General features: G+C 30.8%; 20 protein-coding genes. 13 read left to right on the top strand and 7 right to left on the bottom strand.

Annotated features, from left to right (window positions below):
• Positions 1–4: 4 nt before the first annotated feature.
• The 5 genes from ACQ629_RS11910 (at position 5) to ACQ629_RS11890 (ending at position 11,734) form a co-directional block, all read left to right on the top strand.
• Positions 5–853, top strand: coding sequence for an ABC transporter permease (locus tag ACQ629_RS11910; protein ID WP_483705220.1), 849 nt, complete (start codon positions 5–7; stop codon positions 851–853).
• Positions 854–904: 51 nt separating this feature from the next.
• Positions 905–5,428 carry a T9SS type B sorting domain-containing protein gene (locus tag ACQ629_RS11905; protein ID WP_483705218.1) on the top strand — a complete coding sequence of 1,508 codons (4,524 nt, stop codon included), beginning with the start codon at positions 905–907 and terminating at the stop codon, positions 5,426–5,428.
• A gap of 62 nt (positions 5,429–5,490) precedes the next feature.
• Entirely contained in the window at positions 5,491–8,229 is a 2,739-nt protein-coding gene (locus ACQ629_RS11900) for a T9SS type B sorting domain-containing protein (protein WP_483705216.1), read from the top strand.
• A 215-nt stretch (positions 8,230–8,444) separates the two neighbouring features.
• Complete coding sequence (gene uvrB / locus ACQ629_RS11895; protein WP_483705214.1) at positions 8,445–10,433, top strand: excinuclease ABC subunit UvrB; 1,989 nt, start codon at positions 8,445–8,447, stop codon at positions 10,431–10,433.
• A gap of 47 nt (positions 10,434–10,480) precedes the next feature.
• On the top strand, positions 10,481–11,734 hold the full coding sequence (locus ACQ629_RS11890; protein WP_483705212.1) for a hypothetical protein: 1,254 nt from the start codon (positions 10,481–10,483) through the stop codon (positions 11,732–11,734).
• Between the two features lie 178 nt (positions 11,735–11,912).
• Here the strand turns inward: ACQ629_RS11890 and ACQ629_RS11885 are convergent, their stop codons facing one another.
• Complete coding sequence (locus tag ACQ629_RS11885; protein WP_483705210.1) at positions 11,913–12,476, bottom strand: hypothetical protein; 564 nt, start codon at positions 12,474–12,476, stop codon at positions 11,913–11,915.
• A 90-nt stretch (positions 12,477–12,566) separates the two neighbouring features.
• The gene (gene sucC, locus ACQ629_RS11880; RefSeq protein WP_483705208.1) at positions 12,567–13,763 is read right to left on the bottom strand and encodes an ADP-forming succinate--CoA ligase subunit beta; all 1,197 of its coding nucleotides are present in this window, start codon (positions 13,761–13,763) and stop codon (positions 12,567–12,569) included.
• Between the two features lie 219 nt (positions 13,764–13,982).
• On the opposite strand from sucC, the gene ACQ629_RS11875 reads away from it, so the two are divergent.
• The 6 genes from ACQ629_RS11875 to ACQ629_RS11850 all read left to right on the top strand — a co-directional run bounded on the left by ACQ629_RS11875 (position 13,983) and on the right by ACQ629_RS11850 (position 19,553).
• Positions 13,983–16,445 (top strand): DUF5916 domain-containing protein, encoded by a 2,463-nt coding sequence (locus ACQ629_RS11875; RefSeq protein ID WP_483705206.1) that lies wholly within the window; start codon positions 13,983–13,985, stop codon positions 16,443–16,445.
• 87 nt (positions 16,446–16,532) lie between these two features.
• Positions 16,533–17,195 carry an ABC transporter ATP-binding protein gene (locus tag ACQ629_RS11870; protein WP_483705204.1) on the top strand — a complete coding sequence of 221 codons (663 nt, stop codon included), beginning with the start codon at positions 16,533–16,535 and terminating at the stop codon, positions 17,193–17,195.
• Positions 17,196–17,243: 48 nt separating this feature from the next.
• A complete protein-coding gene (locus tag ACQ629_RS11865; protein WP_483705202.1) occupies positions 17,244–17,795 on the top strand; it encodes a CPBP family intramembrane glutamic endopeptidase in 552 nt (183 codons plus the stop codon).
• A 1-nt stretch (position 17,796) separates the two neighbouring features.
• Positions 17,797–18,558, top strand: coding sequence for a TIGR02757 family protein (locus ACQ629_RS11860; RefSeq protein WP_483705200.1), 762 nt, complete (start codon positions 17,797–17,799; stop codon positions 18,556–18,558).
• Between the two features lie 49 nt (positions 18,559–18,607).
• Positions 18,608–19,162 (top strand): PAS domain-containing protein, encoded by a 555-nt coding sequence (locus ACQ629_RS11855; protein WP_483705198.1) that lies wholly within the window; start codon positions 18,608–18,610, stop codon positions 19,160–19,162.
• Between the two features lie 10 nt (positions 19,163–19,172).
• Complete coding sequence (locus ACQ629_RS11850; protein WP_483705196.1) at positions 19,173–19,553, top strand: DUF6122 family protein; 381 nt, start codon at positions 19,173–19,175, stop codon at positions 19,551–19,553.
• A gap of 277 nt (positions 19,554–19,830) precedes the next feature.
• Here the strand turns inward: ACQ629_RS11850 and ACQ629_RS11845 are convergent, their stop codons facing one another.
• A complete protein-coding gene (locus ACQ629_RS11845; RefSeq protein WP_483705194.1) occupies positions 19,831–20,568 on the bottom strand; it encodes a Dph6-related ATP pyrophosphatase in 738 nt (245 codons plus the stop codon).
• 88 nt (positions 20,569–20,656) lie between these two features.
• A complete protein-coding gene (gene rimO / locus ACQ629_RS11840; RefSeq protein WP_483705192.1) occupies positions 20,657–22,009 on the bottom strand; it encodes a 30S ribosomal protein S12 methylthiotransferase RimO in 1,353 nt (450 codons plus the stop codon).
• A 465-nt stretch (positions 22,010–22,474) separates the two neighbouring features.
• On the opposite strand from rimO, the gene ACQ629_RS11835 reads away from it, so the two are divergent.
• Entirely contained in the window at positions 22,475–23,308 is an 834-nt protein-coding gene (locus ACQ629_RS11835; RefSeq protein WP_483705190.1) for a zinc-dependent metalloprotease, read from the top strand.
• A gap of 345 nt (positions 23,309–23,653) precedes the next feature.
• Positions 23,654–24,181, top strand: coding sequence for a hypothetical protein (locus ACQ629_RS11830; RefSeq protein ID WP_483705188.1), 528 nt, complete (start codon positions 23,654–23,656; stop codon positions 24,179–24,181).
• 180 nt (positions 24,182–24,361) lie between these two features.
• On the opposite strand, the gene ftsY is transcribed toward ACQ629_RS11830, so the two are convergent.
• From ftsY to rpmG, 3 genes are all read right to left on the bottom strand, one after another.
• Entirely contained in the window at positions 24,362–25,315 is a 954-nt protein-coding gene (gene ftsY / locus ACQ629_RS11825) for a signal recognition particle-docking protein FtsY (protein ID WP_483705186.1), read from the bottom strand.
• A gap of 237 nt (positions 25,316–25,552) precedes the next feature.
• The gene (locus ACQ629_RS11820; protein WP_068704382.1) at positions 25,553–25,705 is read right to left on the bottom strand and encodes a DUF4295 domain-containing protein; all 153 of its coding nucleotides are present in this window, start codon (positions 25,703–25,705) and stop codon (positions 25,553–25,555) included.
• A gap of 37 nt (positions 25,706–25,742) precedes the next feature.
• Positions 25,743–25,925 (bottom strand): 50S ribosomal protein L33, encoded by a 183-nt coding sequence (gene rpmG, locus ACQ629_RS11815; RefSeq protein ID WP_028887391.1) that lies wholly within the window; start codon positions 25,923–25,925, stop codon positions 25,743–25,745.
• Positions 25,926–25,952 lie beyond the last annotated feature (27 nt).

Below are 25,952 nucleotides of genomic sequence, written 5' to 3'. Positions count from 1 at the left end.
AAATATGCTACGTCTTTTATATATAGAATTTCATAAACTTAAATACAGTAGAGCCAGTAAAGTTCTATCAATTATATATTTTGCCTTATTAACATCAGTTGCTTTAATTGCTGCTATTAAGTTTGATATTGGTCCCATTAAATTCCATTTAGCGGATCAAGGTATTTTTAACTTTCCTTACATATGGCATTTTAATACGTACATGGCAGCCACTTTTAAATTCTTTTTACTTCTTGTAATTGTATCTATGATGGCCAATGAGTATAGCTATAAAACATTAAAGCAAAATTTAATTGATGGCTTAAGTAAAAAAGAATTCATTCTTTCTAAGTTTTATACCGTTATAGCATTTGCTTTTATATCAACTATTTTTGTTTTTGTTACCTCGTTAATACTAGGTGCCATTTATTCTGATTTTAACGAATTATCTATAATTTTCTCGGATTTAAACTACCTTATTGCTTTCTTTATTAAACTTGTAGGTTTCTTTTCTTTTGGATTATTCTTAGGTATATTAATTAAGCGATCTGCATTCGCTGTTGCAGCAATGGTGGTATGGTTAATTATAGAAAGCATTTTTAAAGGGTATTTATATTGGACTTTTAAAGATCTTAAAACTAGCACTGAAGAAGCGGTTAATTCTGTAATGCAATTTTTCCCTTTAGAAGCAATGTCTAACCTAATAAAAGAACCATTTACAAGATTAGGAGCTGTTAAATCGGTTGCCAATCAAATAGGCGAAAGCTTTACTAAGGACTATACAGTGAGTTATATTAATATTAGTATTGTTTTAATTTGGACGCTTATTTTTATCTATGCTTCATATTTATTATTAAAAAATCGAGATTTATAGAGGGTAATCAGTAGTTTAGCTGTTCTATTTTCAGTAAGAAAACATCTAAGAATGAAAAAACTACTATTCTCTTTATTTTTTTTAATAACAATTTCTGCTTTTAGCCAAAAAGAAGCCAATTTTTGGTATTTCGGTACCAATGCTGCTTTAGATTTTAATTCTGGCTCACCAATGCCTGTAGCAAATAGCCAACTTAATACAGTAGAAGGATGTTCTTCTTTTTCAAATTCAAAAGGTGAATTATTATTTTATGTTGGTGCCCCAAATCCGGATGCAAGAAATTTAACTATATGGAATAGAGATAATAACCCGATGCCTTTTTCTAACACTCTTTCTGGTGGACAAACATTAAAAGGAGATTCATCAAGTTCGCAATCGGCTCTAACTATTCCAGCTCCAAAAAAAGATGATGTTTATTATCTTTTTACTCTAGGAGCTACAATAGGAAGTGTTGGTGAAAATGGTTTTTGGTATTATACTATTGACATGACAAAAGATGGAGGTCTTGGTGATATTACGAACGGACCAACGGAACTTCATACAAGTGCTTTAAAAGATCAATGGAGTGAAAAAGTGACTGCTGTTAGGGCAGATGCTTGTAACACTTATTGGGTAATTTCTTTTGCTACCGGCAGTACCTTTTTCGCATACAAAGTTGATGAAAATGGCGTGGATATTAGCAACCCTGTTATTTCAAATATTAGCGGTTTATTTACTAATGATCCTAGAGGATATTTAAAAGTATCTCCAGATGGAACTAAACTTGTATTGGCTAATATGACAAATGGAGCTTTCTTATTCGACTTTGATGATGTTACAGGGAAAATTAGCAATTTCAATAATGAAGCAACTCCACAATCATTAAACACGAACTTTGAAAATGCATACGGAGTTGAGTTTTCAACATCTAGTAGAAGGCTATATCTTTCTACAGGTGATTTTAATGGTGCTAACGAAAATCTTTTTCAATACGATATAACGCAACCAACATTAGCTGACGTTAACACTTCTAGATATACAGTTCATACATATTTTAATACAAGAGGGGCTTTACAATTAGGACCTGATAGTAAAGTATACTGGACTAGTGATAAAAGCACAAAGATAAGTGTTGTAAACAATCCTGAAGAATTAGGAGCAGCTTGTAACTACTCTCATCGATCGGTTGATTTAGGTGGAGCTTTTGCTACACAAGGCTTGCCTCCATTTTTATCTTCTTTATTACTTCCTATCGAAATTACAGACGCTACAACAGGTAAAGTTCTTAATAACCAAACAGAGCAAAATTGTGTTGGAGAAAACTTAATTGTTTCCCCTGAAGATGTTCTTGCCCAGGCCGGATCTGTAATAACATATGAGTGGTTTTACAATACTAATACAACTCCAATATCTACAACAAAAGATCTCCTTCTTAATAATTTAGCAGTATCAAATGCAGGTGATTATAAATTAAAAGTATCACTTACAGACACTTGTGGTGACACAACAACATTAGAAGGTGTTTTTAAACTAGAAGTATACGAAGCTACTTCTGCAACACAGCCAACCAATGTTTTCTTTTGTGATATTGATAATGACGGTTTTAATACTTTCGATTTACAAAACGAAGTAACTCCCGAGGTTTTAAGTGGCCAGGATCCTACTATTTTTGAAGTAAAGTATTTTTTATCTCAAGCTGATGCCGACGCTAATATAAATGAGTTAACAAATCCGTATACAAACCCAACTGCATTTAGCAACCAAACGATGTTTGCAAGAATGCACAACATAACCGCACCAAATGCTTGTTATGATGTAAAAAGTTTCATTTTAGCCGTTACAGGAAATCCTACTCCGCAAACCCCTGCAGATTATGAACAATGTGATGATGATTTTAACGGAACAGATATTGATGGCTTTTTTAACAACTTTCTTTTAAACACAAAGGATACTGAAATTTTAGGCTCTCTAGATTCTACCGTTTATCAAATATCATATCACACAACTTTAGCTGGAGCTCAAATAGATAAAAACACTGATGCTATAGATAAAAACAGTCCTTACAGAAATACTTCGGCTAATACTCAACTAATTTTTGTTCGAGTTGAAAATATTAATAACACCGCTTGTAACGACACTTCTAAATCATTTAATTTAGTTGTGAATCCACTTCCTGTAATTGATAACAATAGTGTAACATTAAGACAGTGTGATACGGATGCAGATTTAATGACTACGGTGAATCTAACTTTAGCTGAAAAAAGTATTTCAACAAACTACACAAACGAAACTTTTAAATATTACCCTACCGAGAATAATGCTATAAATAATACTACCGAAATAACAAATCAAACAGCACACCCTGTTACAAATGGTGATACTGTTTGGGCACGAACAATTTCTAATAAAGCTTGTTATAGAATTTCAAGAATAAATATTATTGTTGGCTTTGCTTCTGATGTTGTTTACACTAAAGAATTTGCTGTTTGTGATGACTTTTTAGATGCTGATGGTAACAATACAATTAATAATAGTGATACTGATGGAATTACTTATTTCGATCTGAGTTCTGTTGAATCTGACATTAAAGCTACTTTTCCAGCAGTAAACAGACCAAATTTAGAGGTGTTAATTTTCGAATCAATTACTGATAGAGATGCGGTAATTAATAATATAACAAACACCTCAAACTACCGCAACAAAAATATACCTGCATTAACATCACAATATTTATATGTTAAAATAATAGACAAAACAAATAATGATTGTCAGGGTTTAGGTAGCTTTACCATCTTAGCTCAGCAACCTCCAACAGCCAATAAAGTTTTAGACTTTAATTTTTGTGATGATTTTGATAGTGGTTCTTTTAACGATGGTCAAAATATTGATATAAACTTAAGAGATCGCGTTAATGATATTTTAGGAGTTTCTCAACCAGCAACAGATTACACTGTTACTTTTCATACCACAGCGGCAGATGCTAACTCAGGGAATGCACCTATAATAAACGACACAAACTACACAAATCAAACAAGAGATCAAGAAACCATTTATATTCGTGTTGTTAACGATACTACGGGTTGTTTTAATCATCATACTACTCTTGATATTATTATAAATCCGCTACCAACTATTACCAACGCAATTCCTAATCTAGAAATTTGTGATATCGCTACTACAAGCGATGGTGATTCTAGAAACAGGCTTGCGCAAGACATTAATTTATCTGAAAGAGATGTAGATATTCTTAACGGTAGAGATGCTAGTTTATTCGACATTACATACCATAGAACTCGCGACGATGCTATTAATGGCATATTACCTCTTAACAAAACAAATTATACGAATGATCCTGCTTTCACCAATTTTCCTGCAGATTTACTAAGCGATGATCCTGCTACCGAAATTATTTATATTAGTATTTTAAATACTACAACAAATTGTAGATATGGTATTGCAACTCTGCAGCTAGTAATATACCCTGAACCTAATATTCCTTTAAATACAGCTACAAATTATATAGATTGTGATAATGAAACCGATACAAATTCTGATGATACAAACGGAATTAACGGAGACATTACGCTAAAAAATAAAATACCCGAAATATTAACAAACTATACAGCTAGTGAATACAGTAATTTTAGGGTAACATTTCACGAAAACTTAGCAGATGTACAGTCTGGTACAAACGCTTTAAATGATAGCAAATATCAAAATACAGTAAACAATCAAACCATATATGTTAGGGTTGTTAATAACAACACTTCATGTGTTCATGATGATTTAACTTTTAATATTATAATAAATCCATTACCAGAATTTACTGTTGATACGCCAGTAATTGTTTGTTTAAACAATCCACAAACAAGGCTAGAACCAATTAACCCTGCTGCAACATATAATTATGAATGGACGTTGAAAGGAGATCCTGCTATTTTAAGTACTGATGCTTTTTATGATGTAACAGTGGGCGGAACTTATATTATTTCTGCCACTATGCAAGATGGTACTAGCTGTAAAAGAAACAGAGAAATTATAGTAAACGAATCTATAAACCCAACTTTAACAAGCAATGATGTTGTTATTATCGACGATACAAATAATAGTGGATTAGATAATTATGCTATTAAAATAATTACCGAGAATGAAAATTTAGGTATCGGTGATTACGAGTTTGCTATTGTTGATGAACAAAATAATATGACTGGTTTTCAAGACGAACCGTTATTTGAAAATATTACTGGAGGTTTATATAATGTTATTGTTAAAGATAAAAATGGGTGCCAACCAGATGCTGAATTAGAAATAGCTGTTATTGAATACCCGAAATTCTTAACCCCTAACGGAGACGGACAAAATGATACTTGGAAAATAAAAGGAGCTAATTCTAGTTTTTATCCTTCAAGTAATATTACTATTTTTGATAGGCTCGGTAAAATCGTTGCTATTATTTCTATAGATGACAACGGTTGGGACGGAACTTATAACGGAAAACTATTGCCCTCTAACGATTATTGGTTTAAAATTCAACTTGTAGATAGAAATGGAAAAAGTCACCAACATCAAGGACATTTTTCTTTATTAAGAAGATAATTAACTAATAAACAGATGTTTTTTTTTGTAATTTAGCTAATTGTATAAAATTATCATTTGCTATGAATAAGTTTTTTACCATTTTGTTATTGTTTTCTTACCTATTTTGCTTCTCTCAAAGAGAAGCTGATAATTGGTATTTTGGAGATAAAGCTGGCTTGCATTTTAACGAGGGTAAATTAGATGTTTTAAACAATAGTGAAATGGATACCCATGCTGGCTCTTCATCTATTTCAGACAAAAATGGTAATTTAGTTTTATATACAAACGGACAAACAGTTTGGAATAAGAATCATCAAATAATGATTAATGGTGAAAACTTAATTGGCGAACCAGAAAATACACAACCTGTTATAATAATTCCTAAACCTAATAGCGATACTACATATTATATTTTTACTACTAGAACTACAGAATTAAATTCTCCTTTACAATACCCTGGTATTTATTTCTCTGAAATAGAAATATCTACTATATACCCTTTAGGGAGGGTAAAATATAAAAACATGAGATTAACACACTCAACAGCTAATAAAATTACAGCAGTACATCATAAAAACGGGAATGATATTTGGGTAATAACCTATGGAAGCGAATCATATGAAGGTATAAACAATATTTTTCACGCCTATAAAGTAACAAAAGATGGCGTGGAAAGAGCTCCTATTAAAACTCAACTTAATGAAATAGAAAAAAAATTAATAGGTGAAATGAAAGCCTCTCCTGATGGTAGTAAAATAGCTTTATCTACTGGATTAAATTTATATTTATATAATTTTGATAACACAACAGGTTCTTTATCTAGATACAAATACTTAACTTTACTTACTTCTTTTACAGAAGGTTTCTCTAGCTACGGTGTTTCTTTTTCACCAAATTCTAAACTACTGTATTATCCATCTAAGCATAGTAGTGGTTTTTATTATATTATGCAGTTAGAACTTAATCATCCGGATGAAAATTATTTTGGTACTCCTTTATTTCCTATTCGTAAATCTAGAAGAATTTCTAACTCAATACAATTAGCTTCTAATGGTAAGATATATGTAGCTCAATCAAGCGCTATAAATTTATATGATGACGAAGGATATTATACTGGTTTTGAGTTAATACCCAATAAAACTATTAGTGTTATTAACGAACCTAATAAACTAGGGGAAGATTCTAATTATAAACATGACGTAATAAATTTAGGAGACGGGTCCTCCCTGAGAGGTTTCCCTAATTTTATTCAATCTTATTTTAGAAATAGAATTGTTACTGAAAATAAATGTATTAATGATACTTTTGATTTTAGCCTGGACGCATACAACACTATCACTTCTGCTACTTGGGATTTTGGGGATGGAAATACTTCATCTGGTCTATCAACCAACCATAAATATGCAATACCAGGAAAATACCTTGTGACTTCTAAGGTTACAATAAATGGAACGACAACCCCTTTCTATAAAGAAGTTATTGTTTATCCGCTACCTGAAGTTATTGCTAATCAAGAACTACTTCAATGTGATGTTAATAATGACGGTATAGATTATTTCGACTTAAATGATATTAATAATAAAGTGGTTACAAGTACCTCTAAAAAAGAATTTTTTTTTTATAAAAGCGTCTTAGATGCAAAAAACGACGAAAATAAAATTTCAAATCCTAAAAGTTTTCTAAACGAAAGTAACCCTCAAGAACTTTTTGTTAAAGTCATATCTGATAAGGGCTGTTATAATATTACTAACTTTTTTATTGAATCTAAATATATTAAACTTGAGGATATACCTAATTATTACACTTGTGATAGTAGTGATAAAACAGATGACGATTCTAAAGGAACTTTTAATTTAAAAAAGATAAGAAAAGAAATTAAAAATCAATATAATTTAATTAACAAAGAGGAAATTAGGTTTTACCCATCTATAATTGAAGCTCAAACTACTTCTAATCTAATTGACATAAGAACACCTTTTACCTCTTCTTCTACAACAATTTATGTGAGAGTAGATACAGATTTGGGATGTGGTGGAATAAAACCTGTTGAACTCATTGTTAATTCAGTACCAATAATTACGATAAAGGATACTTATAACTTGTGCTTTAATCCAAATTCACAGCCACCTATAATATTAGATGGTGATGTTTCAAACGATCGATTTGAATGGAGAAATCAATCGGGGGATATAATCGCTAGCCAAAGAGAATTTACGCTTACAGAAATTGGAAATTTCTCTCTTACTGTTTATAAAACTGAAAATGAAATTGAGTGCTCTAATTATAAAGAGTTTTCTGTCACTAACCTAGACGCTCCTATTTTTAACCAAGTAATAGTTGATACAGAAACTGAAAATAATACTATTTTTGTTAGTCTTATAGGAAATAGTAGCTATGAATTTTCTCTTGATAATGAAACATTCTTTAACAATGGGCTAAACCACACTTTTAAGAATGTTAAACCTGGTGTAAGAACAATTTACGTTAGAGATATTAATAATTGTGAATCTTCTATACAAACGAATGTTGGTGTTATTGGTTTCCAAAAATTTTTCACCCCTAACAATGACAATATAAATGATGTTTGGATTGTCAAAGGAGCCACACAAGAGTTCTTTAAAAAAATTGACATTATTATTTTTGATCGTTTCGGTAAAATAGTACATACTTTCCATAATCAAAATGCTGATAAAGGCTGGGACGGTACTTTTAATAGTAAAAAACTCCCCCCTAACGATTACTGGTTCCATGTAAAACTAATCGACCTGAATGATAAAAAAATCGAAGAAAATGGACATTTCTCACTTCGTGAAAATTAACTAAAAATATTTTTTATTACAATATAAAACACCATTAATATTTATCTAAAAAACTACCTTCAATAAATTATTGACCTGATGGTGTTCTTCTTCATAAGAGTAGAAAAATTTACAGAAAAAAGTTACCTTTTGCTCTTAAGAAAATAATAATTAACACGTAAAATACATCTAAATCATCAATAGTTTTTCACACAAACTATCCGTATTTTTGTTGTATGGACTTTGAATTATACTCAGATTTTAAACCTACTGGCGATCAGCCTACAGCAATAAAACAATTAGTAAACGGATTAAATACCAACGAGAAACACCAAACATTATTGGGTGTTACTGGTTCTGGTAAAACCTTTACTGTTGCCAATGTTGTTGCCGAGGTAAACCGACCTACCTTGGTATTGGCGCACAACAAAACATTAGCAGCCCAATTGTATTCTGAGTTTAAGCAATTTTTTCCAAACAATGCTGTAGAGTATTTTGTTTCTTATTATGATTACTATCAACCAGAAGCATATATTCCTGTTACAGGTACTTTTATCGAAAAAGATTTATCTATAAATGATGAAATAGAACGCTTGCGAATTAGCACTTCCTCTTCCCTACTTTCGGGGCGTAGAGATATTATTGTAATTGCATCTGTTTCTTGTTTATACGGTATCGGAAATCCGAATGAGTTTAAGAAAAATGTAATTCCGATTGAAGTAGATCAGCAAATTTCTCGCACAAAATTCTTACATCAATTGGTTACCAGTTTGTATTCTAGAACTGAAATAGAGATAAAAAGCGGAACTTTTAAAGTAAAAGGTGATGTTGTTACTATTTATCCGTCGTACGGTGATAGCGGTTATCGTGTGCATTTTTTTGGTGATGAAATTGAAGAAATTGAAACTTTTAATATAGAGAACAATCAAGTAATTGAAAAATTAACCGAACTAACCATTTATCCTGCAAACTTATTTGTTACCTCACCTGATGTGTTGCAAAATGCTATTCATACAATACAGGATGATATGGTAAAACAAGTAGATTATTTTAAAGAAATCGGGAAACATTTAGAAGCAAAACGATTATTAGAACGTACCGAATTCGACTTAGAAATGATGCGTGAATTAGGATATTGTTCTGGTATCGAAAACTATTCTCGTTATTTAGATGGTCGAAATCCTGGTACGCGTCCGTTCTGTTTATTAGATTATTTTCCTGAAGATTATTTAATGGTTATTGACGAAAGTCATGTTACCATTCCGCAAACCCATGCCATGTATGGTGGCGATAGAAGTAGAAAAGAAAATTTGGTGGAATACGGCTTTCGTTTGCCCGCCGCAATGGATAACCGTCCGTTAAAGTTTGATGAATTTGAATTATTACAAAACCAAGTAATTTATGTTTCTGCAACGCCTGCCGATTATGAATTACAAAAAACCGAAGGTGTATTTGTTGAACAAGTAATTAGACCAACAGGATTATTAGATCCAATAATAGAAGTGCGCCCAAGTTTGAATCAGATTGATGATTTAATTGAAGAAATTCAGATTCGTGTAGAAAAAGATGAGCGTACTTTGGTTACTACCTTAACAAAGCGAATGGCTGAAGAATTGGCAAAATACTTAACCAGAATTCAAGTTCGTTGTCGTTACATTCATTCGGATGTTGATACCTTAGAGCGTGTGCAAATAATGCAAGATTTACGAAAAGGTATATTTGATGTGTTAATTGGTGTAAACTTACTTCGTGAAGGTTTAGATTTACCAGAAGTATCGCTAGTTGCTATTTTAGATGCTGATAAAGAAGGTTTTTTACGTAGCCACCGATCTATTACGCAAACTGTTGGTAGAGCTGCAAGAAATGTAAACGGTCGTGCAATTTTATATGCTGATAAAGTTACCAATAGTATGCAACGTACCATGGATGAAACTGATCGCAGGCGTGAAAAACAAATAAACTACAATACTAAAAACGGAATTACACCAACACAAATTAATAAGAAATTAGATAATACACTTTCTAAAGAAACCACAGCGACATATCAGTATGACAACGCGATACAAAAAGCTGCAGAACAAGATTTACAATATTTACCTAAAGAAGAAATAGAAAAACGTATTCGCGCCAAACGCAAACAAATGGAAGAAGCTGCCAAAGGTTTAGATTTTATGGTAGCCGCACAATTACGTGATGAAATTGCTGTTTTAAGAAAGAATTTGTAATTTTTTATTTATTTTCGCCAAAATTTTTTTAAAAATTATAAAAAACTATGAAAATTAAATTTTTTTTACTAATTGCTTTATTTACATTAAGCATCAATGCCCAAAATAGCTTCAGAAAAGCTTCAATTACAACAAATGATAATCAAAAAAAAGAAGGGTATATAAAAACCTTTGGAGAAATAATTCCGGAAGAAATAATTTTTAAAAAAAACTTTAATTCAGAAAGCTTTGAAAGATTAAAAACTAAAGATTTTAATCAATTAAATTTAGGAAATGTTAGTTTTATTAGAAAAGAAGTATCTTATGAGCCTTTAGGCAAAAATATGCTTGCCAAGAAAAAAAACAATAACAATACTTTTAACCTAACAACTAAGAATCTACTTTTAAAAATTCATTTGAAATTTGAAAATTTCATTTTTTATTCTTTTCATGAAAAAGGAAATGAGTATTTTTTTATAGAACATAATGATAAAATCGAACTTTTAAAATTTAAAAAAATAATTAAAGCTGAAAAGAGCGTAAAAATTAAAGCGTTTAGAAGGCAATTATTTAAAAAATTTTCGTCGAAAATTATAAATAAATCAAAGACAATTGGAAAATTAAAATATAGTAAAGATAACTTAATAACCTTTTTCACTTTGTATGCAAACAACAACAACTATTCTTTTAAAAATTATAGTGATAGTTTTTCTAGGTCATTTAAAAACGCATTTGATATTACACCAAAAATAGGGTACTCAAAAGTTAACAACTTAATAAAAAATGAAAATGAATCATATAATTCGGATTCTAAAAAATCAAATTTAAATTTCGGCCTTGATTTTGAATACTTCATTAATTCAATTCAAAAAAGATCTTCTATAGTTTTTTCTTATACTTATCATTTAAATTCAAAAATTCAATCAAGATTTGCTTTTGGACAGGGAAATCCTGAGAATTCTACTATTACAAACGAATATCAAAGAAGTACTTACGGGGCAAGTTATAGACATTATTTTAAGCTTTTAAAAAATCATTATTTTTATTTAAACGGAGGTTTTACACTTGAAAATTCAAAAGGTAAAATTGATTATTTTTATGAGCCTACTAACGCTTACATAGCTAGACTTGAATATGAAGGTACCAATGCTGCTTTTAACTTTGGGGTAGGTTATAATTTGTATGATTTTAATTTAGAAATTAATTATGTACCAAACTTAAGTGGAGATTTAAAAACTTTAAGTTCTCCTTCTACAAACGGATCATGGAGCTTCGAGAGAAGTAATATGTTAAATATTTCAGTGGGTTATTCAATTTTTTAAATTAGAATACTTTGAAATGATAATTAGTTTGATAGCTCTATATAAAACACACTTTTAATTTAACGGCCTTATCTAAATTTAGATGAGGCCATAAAATTAATTAGTTCCTGAGACTATTCTTGTATTTATATTAACAGCAATAATTGAGTGATAAAATTATTGATTTGAAAAACAAACTTTAATCTTCACTTCCCCAAGGAGCACTTGGAGTCTCTATTTCTTTTGTTAAATCAAACTTTACAGAGAAAAACCTATCGGTTCCTATTCTACGTAAGTTATAGGTAAAACTAGTTTCATCTATTGTAACCCACCAAACATTATTAGAAGCATAGGAAATCAAACTCGCAGTATGTTTATCCGCAGGAAAGAATTGAATATTTGGCAATCCCCTATTCGGGTTAACACCACCATATTGTGTAATTTTATCTTCCGAGCCATCTTTGTGTCGATGATCGTGTTTTAACTGTATTAACTTATCAGTATTCATGGTAAAAACCCAAGTACGAGATTTATCATCACCTACAAAAAAAGGAATTCTAATTATATTATTTTCACAAGAACGAACATGCATTACTAATTTTTCTCCTTTAAATCCATCACCTTCTTTTGCTCCTGCTATTATTTTACCTTCAAATGCTTTTCCACAATGAGTTTGTAAAGTATTCCAAAATAATTCTGAATTTGTTTTTTCTTGTGCTAGTAATTGAAAAGGAAGTAAAATAAGGAATAATAATTTTCTCATTATGTAGTATTTATAGTGCAACAAGATAAAACAAAAAACCCTCACTTTAAAAGTGAGGGTTTTCCTATATATTTAACTAAAAACTAATTCTTAAGCTCCTAAAACTTCTGCAACTTTATCTGCAGCTTCTTGAAACTCAGTAGCAGAAATAATTTCCATTCCACTATTGTCAATTAATTCTTTTGCTTCTTTAGCATTTGTTCCTTGTAAACGACAAATAATAGGCACATTAATTTTGTCTCCCATACTTTTGTAAGCATCTACAACACCTTGAGCAACACGATCACAACGAACGATTCCTCCAAAAATATTTACTAAAATTGCTTTTACGTTGGTATCTTTTAAGATAATTCCGAAAGCTTTTTCAACACGCTCAGCATCTGCAGTACCACCAACATCTAAAAAGTTAGCTGGTTCACCACCTGCTTGCTTAATTAAATCCATAGTTCCCATTGCTAATCCAGCTCCGTTTACCATACATCCAACATTACCATCTAAATCTACATAGTTTAAACCTGCAGCTTTCGCTTCAACTTCAATAGGATTTTCTTCACGAATATCACGCATTGCTGCATAATCTTTATGACGATATAAAGCGTTTTCATCTAAAGTAACTTTAGCATCAACAGCCATTATTTTATCATCAGATGTTTTTAACACTGGGTTAATTTCGAACATTGCCGAATCTGATTTTACATACGCAGTATATAAAGCAGTAACAAACTTTGTCATTTCTTTTAATGCAGCACCGCTTAAACCTAAGTTAAAAGCAATTTTACGTGCTTGAAAAGGCATTAATCCTAAAGCAGGATCAATTTCTTCTGTAAAAATTAAGTGTGGCGTTTCTTCAGCAACAGTTTCAATATCCATACCACCTTCTGTAGAATACATAACCATGTTTCTACCAGTTGCACGGTTTAATAAAACTGACATATAATATTCATCTGGTTCACTTGCACCAGGGTAATATACATCTTCACAGATTAAAACTTGGTTTACTAATTTACCTTCAGCCGAAGTTTGAGGAGTAATTAACATCATTCCTAAAATATCATTAGAAATACTTTTTACCTCATCTAAGTTTTTAGCCAACTTAACTCCACCACCTTTTCCACGACCACCTGCGTGTACCTGTGCCTTAATTACGTGCCAACCTGTACCTGTTTCTTCAGTTAATTTCTTTGCAGCTTCAACAGCTCCTTCTGGTGTATTTGCAACAATTCCTCGTTGAATACGAACCCCAAAACTGTTTAATATTTCTTTACCTTGATATTCGTGTAAGTTCATTAGATATGAATTTTTAAAGTCGAACAAAAATACAAATTCAATTTATAATACATTACTATTTATTATAATTATTACAACTTTTATTTTCACATTTCTTTAACATTTTTATTTGTAACGATTATTTATTTAACATGTCTTTAGAGTAATTAACATGAATTTGTGATATAAACGCATAATTCATAAATATTTTTGCAAATTATTTTACGCTATAAACTTACTATGTATAAAAGTATCACCCTACTAATTGCTGTTGTGTTTTTTTCTAACGGAATTACAGCTCAAGAAATTAATCAGAATAGAAAAAAAATGAACGCTACTCGCGTATCTTCTTCCCCAAAGATTGACGGAATTATAAATGAAGCTTTGTGGGCTAACATTCCTATTGCCAAAGATTTTATAATGATGCGCCCAACTAACGGCGAAAAAGAACCAAATACGCATAAAACAGAAGTTAAATTAGTATATGATGATCAGGCTATTTATGTGAGTGCTAAAATGTATACTCCTGATACTTCCATAATCCCTGCAGAGTTTAACAATAGAGATCGTATTGGTAATTCTGATTTTTTTATGCTGATGATCAACCCTAATGATGACGGACAAAACCCTACCATGTTTATTGTAACCGCATCTGGTGTTCAGGCAGATTCAAAAGTTTCTACTGGTAATGAAGATTATAATTGGAATGCTGTTTGGCGAAGTGCCATTAAAGTAAATGATGACCACTGGGCAGTAGAAATGAAAATACCATATCGTGCTTTGCGTTTTGCAAATACACCTATACAATCTTGGGGAGTAAATTTTCATAGAGAGGTTAAAAATTTAAATGCCCGTTTTACGTGGAATCATATTGATAATACACAAGGAAACTGGACACAGTATGATGGTTTAGTTGAAAATTTTAAAAATATTACTCCACCTACTCGTTTAAATTTTTATCCGTATGCCTCGGCAACAACAACTTCTTTTGAAGGAAAAACTGATTTTGACTGGAGTGTTGGTATGGATGTTAAATATGGTCTTACCGAAAACTTTACATTAGATGCTACCTTAATTCCCGATTTTGGACAAGTTGGTTTTGATGATGTTAGCTTAAATTTAGGACCTTTTGAGCAGCAATTTTCTGAACAAAGACAATTTTTTACAGAAGGAACTGAGCTGTTTACCAAAGGTCGTTTATTTTACTCTCGTCGAATTGGAAGTTCTCCTATAAGATCAGCCTCTGTAGATGAAGACACCGAAACGTTAATAGATTCTCCTGGAAAAGTTCAAATGCTGAATGCTATAAAAATATCAGGAAGAACAGAAAAAGGATTAGGGATTGGTTTTTTTAACGCTATTACAGATAAGGCCGAAGCTACAATTCAGAATAACACGACAAAAGAAACCAGAACGGAAGTTATAAATCCGTTTTCTAACTATAATATTTTAGTACTAGATCAACAGTTTAATCAAAACTCATCAGTAACATTAATTAACACCAATGTTACTAGAGATGGTAACTTTAGAGATGCAAATGTTTCTGGTTTACTTTGGCATGTTGAAGACAAAAACAGTACCTATAATGTTGATGGTTCTTTTAAGATGAGTAATATTTATGACGATGAAGACAACCCTAATACAGGGTATACTTTTGATACAAGTGTAGGTAAACAATCTGGTAACTGGAGAGGTGAAATAGGTTATAATTTTGAAAACAAAGATTTTAACCCGAACGATTTAGGAATTTTATTTAGCAATAACGAACAAGCTATTTATGGTTTTGCTGCATATCACCTATTAAAACCAAAGGGAATATTTAATAGCTACAGAATAAGTACCTCGTATAATATTAATTTTTTACATAAACCAGGCACCTATACTGGTACTAATGGTAATATTTCTTTTCAGGCACAAACCAAAAAACGTTTTGGTTTTGGTGGAAACTTAAATTACAATAGTGAAAGAAAAGATTTTAATGAACCAAGACAAGGTAATACAAGCGGTATTTTCTTTAAAAGACCACAAAGGATAAACATTAACCACTGGGGATCTACCGATTACAGAAATAAATTTGCTATTGATTATGATTGGTATTATAACTTTTTTAAAGACAATCCTAAAGAAGGTTACGGATTTAGAATATCACCTAGATATCGTTTTAACAGTAAGTTTTCTTTAATTTATGCATTTAGATACAATCAAACTAATAACGATCAAGGTTATACTACTGAAGTTAGCCAGAATGATATAGATGAAAATCCTACTCTTGCCCCTTTTGAAAATGAAATTATATTTGGTCAGAGAGATTGGACCACTTACAATAACTCTTTAACAGGAAAATATAGTTTTGATACAAAATCCTCACTTTCTATGTCTTTTAGGCATAACTGGAGTAAGGTGCCATATGAAAACCAATACTATACTTTAGGTAACAACGGCGAACTAATAGAAAGTAATTATAACGATAACAATGACAAGAATTTTAATCGCTGGAATTTAGATGTAAACTACTTATGGCAATTTGCTCCTGGTAGCCAATTGATTGCTTTTTATAGAAATTCTATATCTAACTTTAATGACAAAGCTAATCAAAATTTCTCTGAAAATTTAAATTCTCTTCTTCAAGAATCTAATAGGCATACATTCTCTGTTCGTTTTGTATATTTTATCGACTATAACCACTTGAAAAATATTTTTTAACCTCTTTTTTATATAACTTGAAATCAGATAGCCTTTAAACGTTATCTGATATCTTTTTTATACATTCGTTATATTGAATATAGAACTATGATTATTGCTAAAAACATCCATAAAAATTATGGAGAAGTTGAAATTTTAAAAGGTGTTAATCTTCATATTAAAAAAGGAGAAATTGTTGCTATTGTTGGTCCTTCTGGAGCAGGAAAAACTACGTTACTTCAAATTTTAGGAACCCTAGATAAACCGCAAGAAAATGAAAACTATGAGCTGCTGGTTAACAATAGCGCTATAAAAGGTTTAAGCGACAAAGAGGTTTCGTCTTTTAGAAACAAGCATATCGGTTTTATTTTTCAATTTCATCAATTATTACCTGAATTCACTGCTTTAGAAAACGTTTGTATTCCTGCTTTTATTGGCGGAAAACCTAAAATAGCTACCGAGAAAAAAGCCAAAGAATTATTATCTTTCTTAGGCTTATCACATAGAGAAAATCACAAACCTAACGAACTTTCTGGCGGTGAGCAACAGCGTGTAGCGGTTGCTAGAGCTTTAATTAATGAGCCTTCAGTTATTTTTGCCGATGAGCCTTCTGGAAACTTAGACTCTACTTCTGCTGAAAACCTACACAACTTATTTTTTGAATTACGAGATAAATTCGGGCAAACTTTTGTGTTGGTTACCCACAACAAAGAATTAGCTAAAATGGCCGATCGTACTTTAACCATGAAAGACGGGGTAATTGTTGGATAATGTAACAAACTAATCTTTTTTACTACTAACAAGTAAATCAAATTTATTATGAAAGATACGTTTAAAGAATTAGTTGAGTATTTAAAAAATCCGGTCTTAGAAAAAGATACTAATCAAGATAATTCTTATCGATTTAAAAAATTCTTTCATTTACTTATTATCAGCATACTTACAGGTGCAGCTTTAACACCTTTATTTGCTTTAATAGAGCACTTAGGTTTAGTTGACATGAATACGCATGCCATGGAGGAGTTAATGAAAAGCATGTCTAAAATAACTCTTTTTGCGGTTATTGTAATTGCTGCCCCTTTACTGGAAGAATTACTTTTTAGAGCTCCAATTGCTTTATTCCGAAACAAAAAATATTTTAAAATAGTTTTTTACGCTTTTGCTTTAATTTTTGGATTCATACATTTATCTAATTTCGAAACAACAACAAATGTACTTTTATTAGCGCCAATTTTAGTAGCTCCGCAAATTATACTAGGTGGTTATTTAGGTTTTATTAGAGTGCGATTCGGATTAATTTGGAGTATTCTTTTACATGCTAGTTACAATGCCTTTTTTGTTTTAATTACTTTTGCTACTGATTTAGTATAAAATGAAAAAAAACGAACTTAAAGAGTTTCTAGATGAAAAAGTTATAAAATATAACAATCCTGATTTTATTGAGAGCGATCCTATTCAAATTCCACATCAATTTTCTTTAAAAGAAGATATTGAAATTACAGGGTTTTTAGCGGCAACAATAGCTTGGGGAAATCGAAAAATGATTATCAAAAATTCATTAAGAATGGTTGAGTTACTAGGCTATTCACCCTATGACTTTGTAATGAGCCATACCGACGATGAATTAGCCAATTTTGACGGATTTGTACACCGTACTTTTAATGGGGAGGATTTTAAATTTTTTATAAAATCGCTCAAAAACATTTACCAAAACCATAACGGATTAGAAGCTGTTTTAACTACTAAAAACCAAGATAACTATCAATTAGCTATTCATAATTTCAAACAAGTTTTTTTTGAAATACAACATCAGCAAAGAACATTAAAACATGTTTCTGACCCTTTAAAAGGCTCTGCATCTAAACGTATAAACATGTTTTTACGTTGGATGGTTCGAAACGATAATACTGGTGTAGATTTGGGTATTTGGAAAACCCACTCTCCTGCCCACTTGCATTGCCCTTTAGATGTACATTCTGGTAATGTTGCTCGTAAATTGAATATACTAACCAGAAAACAAAACGATTGGAAAGCGTTAACAGAGTTAGACATAACTTTACGTAGTTTTGATAAAGACGATCCTGTAAAATATGATTTTGCTTTATTCGGGTTAGGAGTTTTTGAAAAATTTTAATTCCTTACTTTTACAATATAAATCAACTTTCAATTTAACTTTTACTTCTATGAAAAATAATTTAACAGATATGATGTGCTTAGATGTGTATTTATCTTCTTTAAGCGAAGAGAAGTATGCAGAAACTAAGGAGCTAATAAAGCCATCGCTAACCCAAAATATTAATTTATTAAGCTGGGGAATACACGATTTATTTTACGATAAAAAAACTAAAGAAGATATAAATACCCTTCAGGTACTTGCCAATAATTTTAACTGGAAAAATGAAATTGCTGAAATTTTAAATGAGAATTCATACGAATCTCTTGTAATAACAAACACCAGCAAGAAAATAATTTGGGTTAGCGATGGCTTTAAAAAAATGACAGGCTATAACAAGGAATATGCTTTGCAAAAAACTGCTGACTTTTTACAAGGCAAAGAAACATCCGAAGCTACAAAAAACAGCATTCGCAAAAAAATATTAGCCAACAAACCATTTAAAGAAATTATTCTTAATTACAGAAAAGACAAATCTACTTATAAATGTGAATTGAATGTTTTCCCGTTGTTTTCTAAATCAGGAACCACTCATTTTTTAGCCTTAGAAAGAGAAGTTGCTTAACTTTATTAAGATGCAAACATTTGTTCACTACTTCTTACACTTCGGGTTTCCGCTTATAATTGCCTATTTTTTTTTTAAAAGTGATTGGAAAAAAGTCTACTTTATTTTAATAGCAACCATGTTGGTAGATTTAGATCATTTAGTATCTACGCCAATATTTCAGCCGAACAGATGCAGCTTCGGCTTTCATCTTTTCCATTCTTATTTCGCCATGATTGGCTACGTAATTTTATTATTCTTTAAAAAACCATACCGCATAATTGGCATTGGTCTTTTACTACATATGCTCACCGATTTAATAGACTGCTTGTTTATGTACAACAACTGCAAAACGTGTTACGAAAACACTCCAGCAACAGCGATTTTAAAGTTCATAACAAGCCTCTTTTAAAACAAAATCAGCGTTAGATTTATATAATTTATTTGAAGCTATTTCCCGCTTTACACACTCGCTTTTTTTTTAAGAAAAAACAAAAAAAGAGCTCAAACAAATGCTTCTATCGGGGCTAAAAACCTTTTATCGCTAAAAGACCGAATCCCTCAAACTGAATTTATTTCAGTTTGAGGGATTCGGTTTGCCGTAGTTCTTAGTTTTATGCGTTGCTGGAATAAATTCAGCATGACGTTTATATCTAAAAAAACACTTTATTTAAAGTTTAAAAAGGCGCTTATTCTTTTAAAATTAAATCGCAATACCAAAAACTAGTATCGTAATTTTTAACTTTTTCTGACGTGTCTTTATGACTGTTCTGAGAATCATCTTTATTTAAAGTATATGATTTCAGCAACTTCTCGCCTATTTCAAATTCAATTGGTTTACTAAAAATGGGTCCGTCAAAACAAAAAGTATGAAACTCTCCATTTTCGCCACAAACATCAACATCATCGGGCAATTCGTTTATAAAATCTTCATCAATAATTCTACCTACAAATTCTTCTCCTAATTTCTTAGCATTAACACAAACAGTAATAGTTTTAAAACCTAAAGCTAAAAATTCTTTAAGTATTTCTTTCGTATCTTTTTTCCATAACGGGTACACGCCTGTAATACCTACTTCTTGTAATTTTGTATCCCTGTATTTTTTTAAATCTTCTAAAAATATATCTCCAAAAACAGCATGATTTAGTCCTAATGATTTTAACTCAGCAGTTTTTTCTAGCATTTTCTCATTATACAAATCCATCGTTACATCCGCAGGAAAATATATTCTCTCTAACGTAATACCAATGCTTTTTGCTTGTGCTTCTAATAAATTTTCATGAAGTCCGTGCATAGAAACACGTTGATAATCTTCATTTACATTCGTTATCAACTTTTCGATATGATATTTTTTTTGCTGTAATACTTTATACAATGCAAATGCCGAATCTTTTCCTGAACTCCAATTAAAATAAGCTTTTTTCATAACTGTAAATATGTAAAAAATCCCGCTAAAAGCAGGATTTATATTTTAAAAATAAGTTTATTTAGAATTTAAACAGACTCTTAATGATTTATTTTCTCTTTTGATTTAAGCTCGTTGGTTTTTCTTGCTTCACTAACGGAGTTCCGTACAAGTCAAAATCACCAGCTTCATCAATTTCAATATCAATAAATTCCCCTAGTTTTATATAATGTTTCGTAGCATCTACAATTACATCGTTATCTACATCTGGCGAATCAAATTCTGTACGACCGTAAAAATATTCTCCGTCTTTTCTATCAAATAAACAACGGAACGTTTTTCCTATTTTAGCTTGATTCAATTCCCAAGAAATTTGAGATTGTACTTCCATAATTTCGTTTACACGACGGAACTTTACATCCGCAGGAACATCATCTTCTAAAACAAAAGCACCCGTGTTTTCTTCATGAGAATATTCAAAAGCTCCCATTCTCTCAAAACGCATTTCTTCAACCCAATCTTTTAATTCCTGAAACTGCTCTTCAGTTTCCCCCGGATACCCAACAATTAAAGTAGTACGGATTGCCATATTCGGTACCGCTTCTCTAAACTTATGAATCAACGATGTTGTTTTTTCGTGGGTTGTACCACGCTTCATCGATTTTAAAATCTCGGTGTTTATATGCTGTAACGGAATATCTAAATAGTTACAAACCTTCGGTTCGTTTTTCATTACGTCTAATACATCCATCGGAAAACCTGTAGGAAATGCATAATGCAAACGAATCCATTCTATTCCGTCTACTTTCACCAATTCTTTTAATAAATCTGCTAAAGCACGTTTTTTATAAATATCTAATCCGTAATAGGTTAAATCTTGTGCAATTAACATCAATTCTTTAATTCCTTTCTCAGCTAACTTTGTAGCTTCGATAATAATTTCTTCAATTGGTGTCGATTTATGTTTTCCTCTCATTAGAGGTATTGCACAGAAAGAACATGGGCGATCACAACCTTCAGCAATTTTTAAATACGCATAATGTTTTGGTGTCGTTGTTAAACGCTCACCTATCAATTCATGTTTATAGTCTGCTTCTAATACTTTTAATAATTCTGGTAACTCGTGCGTACCAAAATACTGGTCTACATTTTTAATTTCAGCCTCTAAATCGGGCTTATAACGCTCACTTAAACAACCTGAAACAAAAACTTTATCTATTTCTCCTGCCTCTTTACGCTGTGCGTAATGTAAAATAGTATCAATACTTTCTTCTTTGGCCTTACCTATAAAACCACAAGTATTAATTACAACAATATTACCATCATCTTCCGGATCTTCATGAACCACATTTTTACCATTGGCTTTTAATTGTCCCATTAAAATTTCACTGTCGTAAATATTTTTAGAACATCCTAAGGTAACTACATTAATTTTATTTTGCTTTGGTGATTTTGTGCGCATTATACTATAAAAATTTAGGTTGCAAAAGTACCACTTTTAATTAAACCTTTCTTCTATTTTAACCTCTTAAAAAAAACCGAAATTCAATTAAAAATATTCTTATCATATTGACAAGCTTATTATTAGTTATTCATAAGTATCAGGTAATAAGCAAAAACAGTTTTAAACAAAACTATCTCTTGATAATAATACACAATTAATTAAAAGGCAATCTTTTTTAAAGCATAAAAAAAATCTGATAAATATATTTAACGATTTCCTACAAGATATTTTCTACTAATTTTATAGAACAGCACATCTCTTTTTCATCAGTAATACTCCTACGACAACACATCTATTATAATTATTTACCTGCTATAAATAAAAACACGAAAATGAATTTATCTAAAAAAAAAGTTATTTATTGATAAAAATGTATATATTTGGCAAGAAAATTAACTTAAACACAAACAAAACCCTTCAATTATGAGAAAATTACAAATTATTAAATTATCAGTATTACTAGCTGGTATGAGCTTTATCTCTTGTAACAACGAGAAAGATATGGTAGGTGAAGATTTAAATAGTGAAATTTCTAAAGAAATTGCAGCTAAACTTACAGCACACGACATTAACACTAATGATGTTAAAAAAGTAGATTTTGTTCTTCCAAATGGTGAAACTATGCCAATGTATAAGTTGGAAGGAGACATTCACATGTCTGAAAGACAAATTAATACATTAAAATCTTTACAAGGTTTATCTGCTAAAAACTACCACACTAACAATTTAGTAGCACAAAACACAGTAATAGACATTGTTGGTTATACTGGATCTGGTTTTGCTTTAACCTCAAATGAGAAAACAGCTTTACAATGGGCTGTAAATAATTACAACAGATTAAACTTATCTATTACATTTAAACTAAGCTTTGGAACAGAGTATAACAGCAAGGATATGGTTGTTTATAACAATTCTGCTAACCAAGGTGGAGCTGGTGGATCTGCAGGTTTTCCTGAAAACGGAGCTCCTTTTAAGTTCGTACAAATTTATGGTTTAAGCAACTACAACACCAATGTAATAGAACATGTAATTACGCATGAAATAGGACATTCAGTTGGTTTTAGACATACAGATTGGTTCTCAAGACAAAGTTGTGGACAAAACACTAATGAAGGTACAGCTGGAGTTGGTGCAAACCCTATACCAGGAACACCTAGTGGATATGATGCTTCTTCTATAATGGTAGCTTGTTTTTCTTCTGGTGAAGACGGAGAATTTAACAACAACGATATAACTGCATTAAATTACCTATACTAGAAATAGTTTATATTCTAATTATTAAAGAATAAATTTTATAAGATGAATGATGTTATTTACATCATTCATCTTTTTTTTATCACTATTATATAGTTTCACAAACTAATATATTCTCTATAAACTATATAACGTATATAAAAGTAACTTAATAGAATAAAAGCTAAAGAAAACTTAGTACACTACTGTAATTTTGTTTCGCTTTGGTGATTTCCACATTTTTTTATAAAAACTTAAAATATAAAAAATACATCATAAATATTTTACTCCCTAATATTGTTAGCTTGATTCTTTCCTCTTTTTTAATAGTTTAGCTAACGTTGATTTTAAATCACTAAAACGAATTATATGCTTAAAAGGAATTCACCTTATTCCAAAATTAAAGGATTACTATTAGCTTTAATATACCTCGCGTTATCTGTTTTTTTTGTACTCTTTGTACCCAAATCTGTTCCTAACAGGTCAGATTTAGAGACCATAAAGCTTCCTCAAGATTCTCTTAATCTCGCTTATGACAAAAAAGCAAACACTAGCTACTTTACTGGAACCTATAAAAACGCTAAACTGAGAACAATTAATATGACTTTTAAAGAAGGCTTTAAAACATATGATATTAACGAGTTTTTTATTCAAATTAAAGAGCGTCCAGAATTCTACGAGCTGATGATTTATAAAGATAAAACTTTATCTAATGAAAGATATACAATTTATCAGCTGAAAGATGAAAAGGATATTCTAATATCATATGAATATTCAGCTAAAATTATACAGGAGAAAAAAAACCAGTTCTTTTACATCAGCTTGGCTTTTTTGGCTTTCTTTGGATTTATTCTTATACGAACTTTAATAGTAAAAAAAACAGAAGTTAAATACTAATTATAGTTGACTGTAATTTCAAATTTTAATCGCAATAATATTTTCGAACATAATAAGTAATAGAAATCCAGATACCAATAGTGAGTATGAAAATTGCTGTCTTCTATAAAATATAATATTATAAAAACATAAAAAACCCCTAAAAGGAGTTTTTTTATGCTTTTATAATATTTCTAAAATCTATTTAAAAAAAGAATCTACAAATTCGTATTTATTAAATACTTGTAAGTCGTCTATTCCTTCTCCTACTCCAATATATTTTACGGGTATTTTAAATTGATCTGAAATACCAATTACAACGCCTCCTTTTGCTGTTCCGTCTAATTTGGTAACTGCTAAAGAAGTTACTTCTGTTGCTTTGGTAAATTGTTTTGCTTGTTCAAAAGCATTCTGACCTGTTGAACCGTCTAGCACCAATAACACATCGTGTGGAGCATTAGGAATCACTTTTTGCATTACACGTTTAATTTTCGTTAACTCATTCATTAAGTTAACTTTATTATGTAAGCGACCTGCGGTATCTATAATAATTACATCGGCATCTTGAGTAACACCTGATTTAACAGTATCAAACGCTACGGAAGCTGGATCAGAGCCCATTTCTTGACGAACTATAGGAACATCTGTTCTATCCGCCCAAACCTGTAATTGATCTATTGCAGCAGCCCTAAATGTATCAGCTGCTCCAAGAACAACTTTTAATCCTTTTTTCTTAAACTGAGATGCTAATTTACCAATCGTAGTTGTTTTACCTGCTCCGTTTACTCCCACAACCATTATTACGTATGGCTTTGTGTTTGCTGGAATTGTAAATTCAGTCTCATCTTTTGTATTTGTCTCAGAAAGTAACCCTGCAATTTCTTCTCTTAAAATTTGATTTAATTCTTCTGTCCCTACATATTTATCTTTAGCAACTCTTGCTTCAATTCTTTCTATAATTTTTAGCGTAGTATCTACACCAACATCAGAAGATACTAATACTTCTTCTAAATTATCTAAAACATCGTCGTCTACTGTTGTTTTTCCGGCAACAGCTTTAGATAGTTTAGACAAAAAACTAGATTTTGTTTTTTCTAATCCTTTATCTAAAGTTTCTTTTTTCTCTTTTGAGAAGATTTTCTTTAAAAAACTCATAGTTAAATTTTATAGTCGTTTATATAGGTTAAAAACTATACCAAATTTATTATATAGCCAAATTGTCATTATACGATTACTCTCGCGTTAAGGATAGCGGCATTGCTGGAGCTCCTCGTAGAGAGCGACTGCCAAAAGCCTGACCTTAGGCGTAATGCCCAAAAATACAGTTTTTTAGCACAAAAAAAAAGCTACTCTCTAACGAAAGTAGCTTTTGTTTATTTTGTAGTAAAAGTATTAATTTTTCGCGATAAAATCATTTACTTTTGAAGGATCCATAATAGCTTCAACAAATGTGTAAGCTCCTGTTTTTGGAGATTTTACCATTTTAATCGCTTTAGTTAACCTTTTTGCGCCTGTTTGTAACGATGCTACTGATTTCTTTGCCATGTTATATGGGTTATTTAAAGTTTAAAAAAACTTTTAATTATTTAATTTCTTTATGAACTGTCATCTTCTTCAAGATAGAATTAAATTTCTTTAATTCCATTCTATCTGGAGTGTTCTTTTTGTTCTTTGTAGTAATATAACGTGAAGTTCCTGGTTTACCAGTTGCTTTGTGTTCAGTACATTCTAAAATAACCTGAACTCTGTTTCCTTTTTTTGCCATCTCTGTAAAATTTTATCTAGTAAGGAA

Source organism: Tenacibaculum sp. SM2510, from assembly GCF_057002845.1.
Note: the sequence above shows the minus strand (reverse complement) of the source record. Positions and strands in the feature narration are given on the sequence as shown.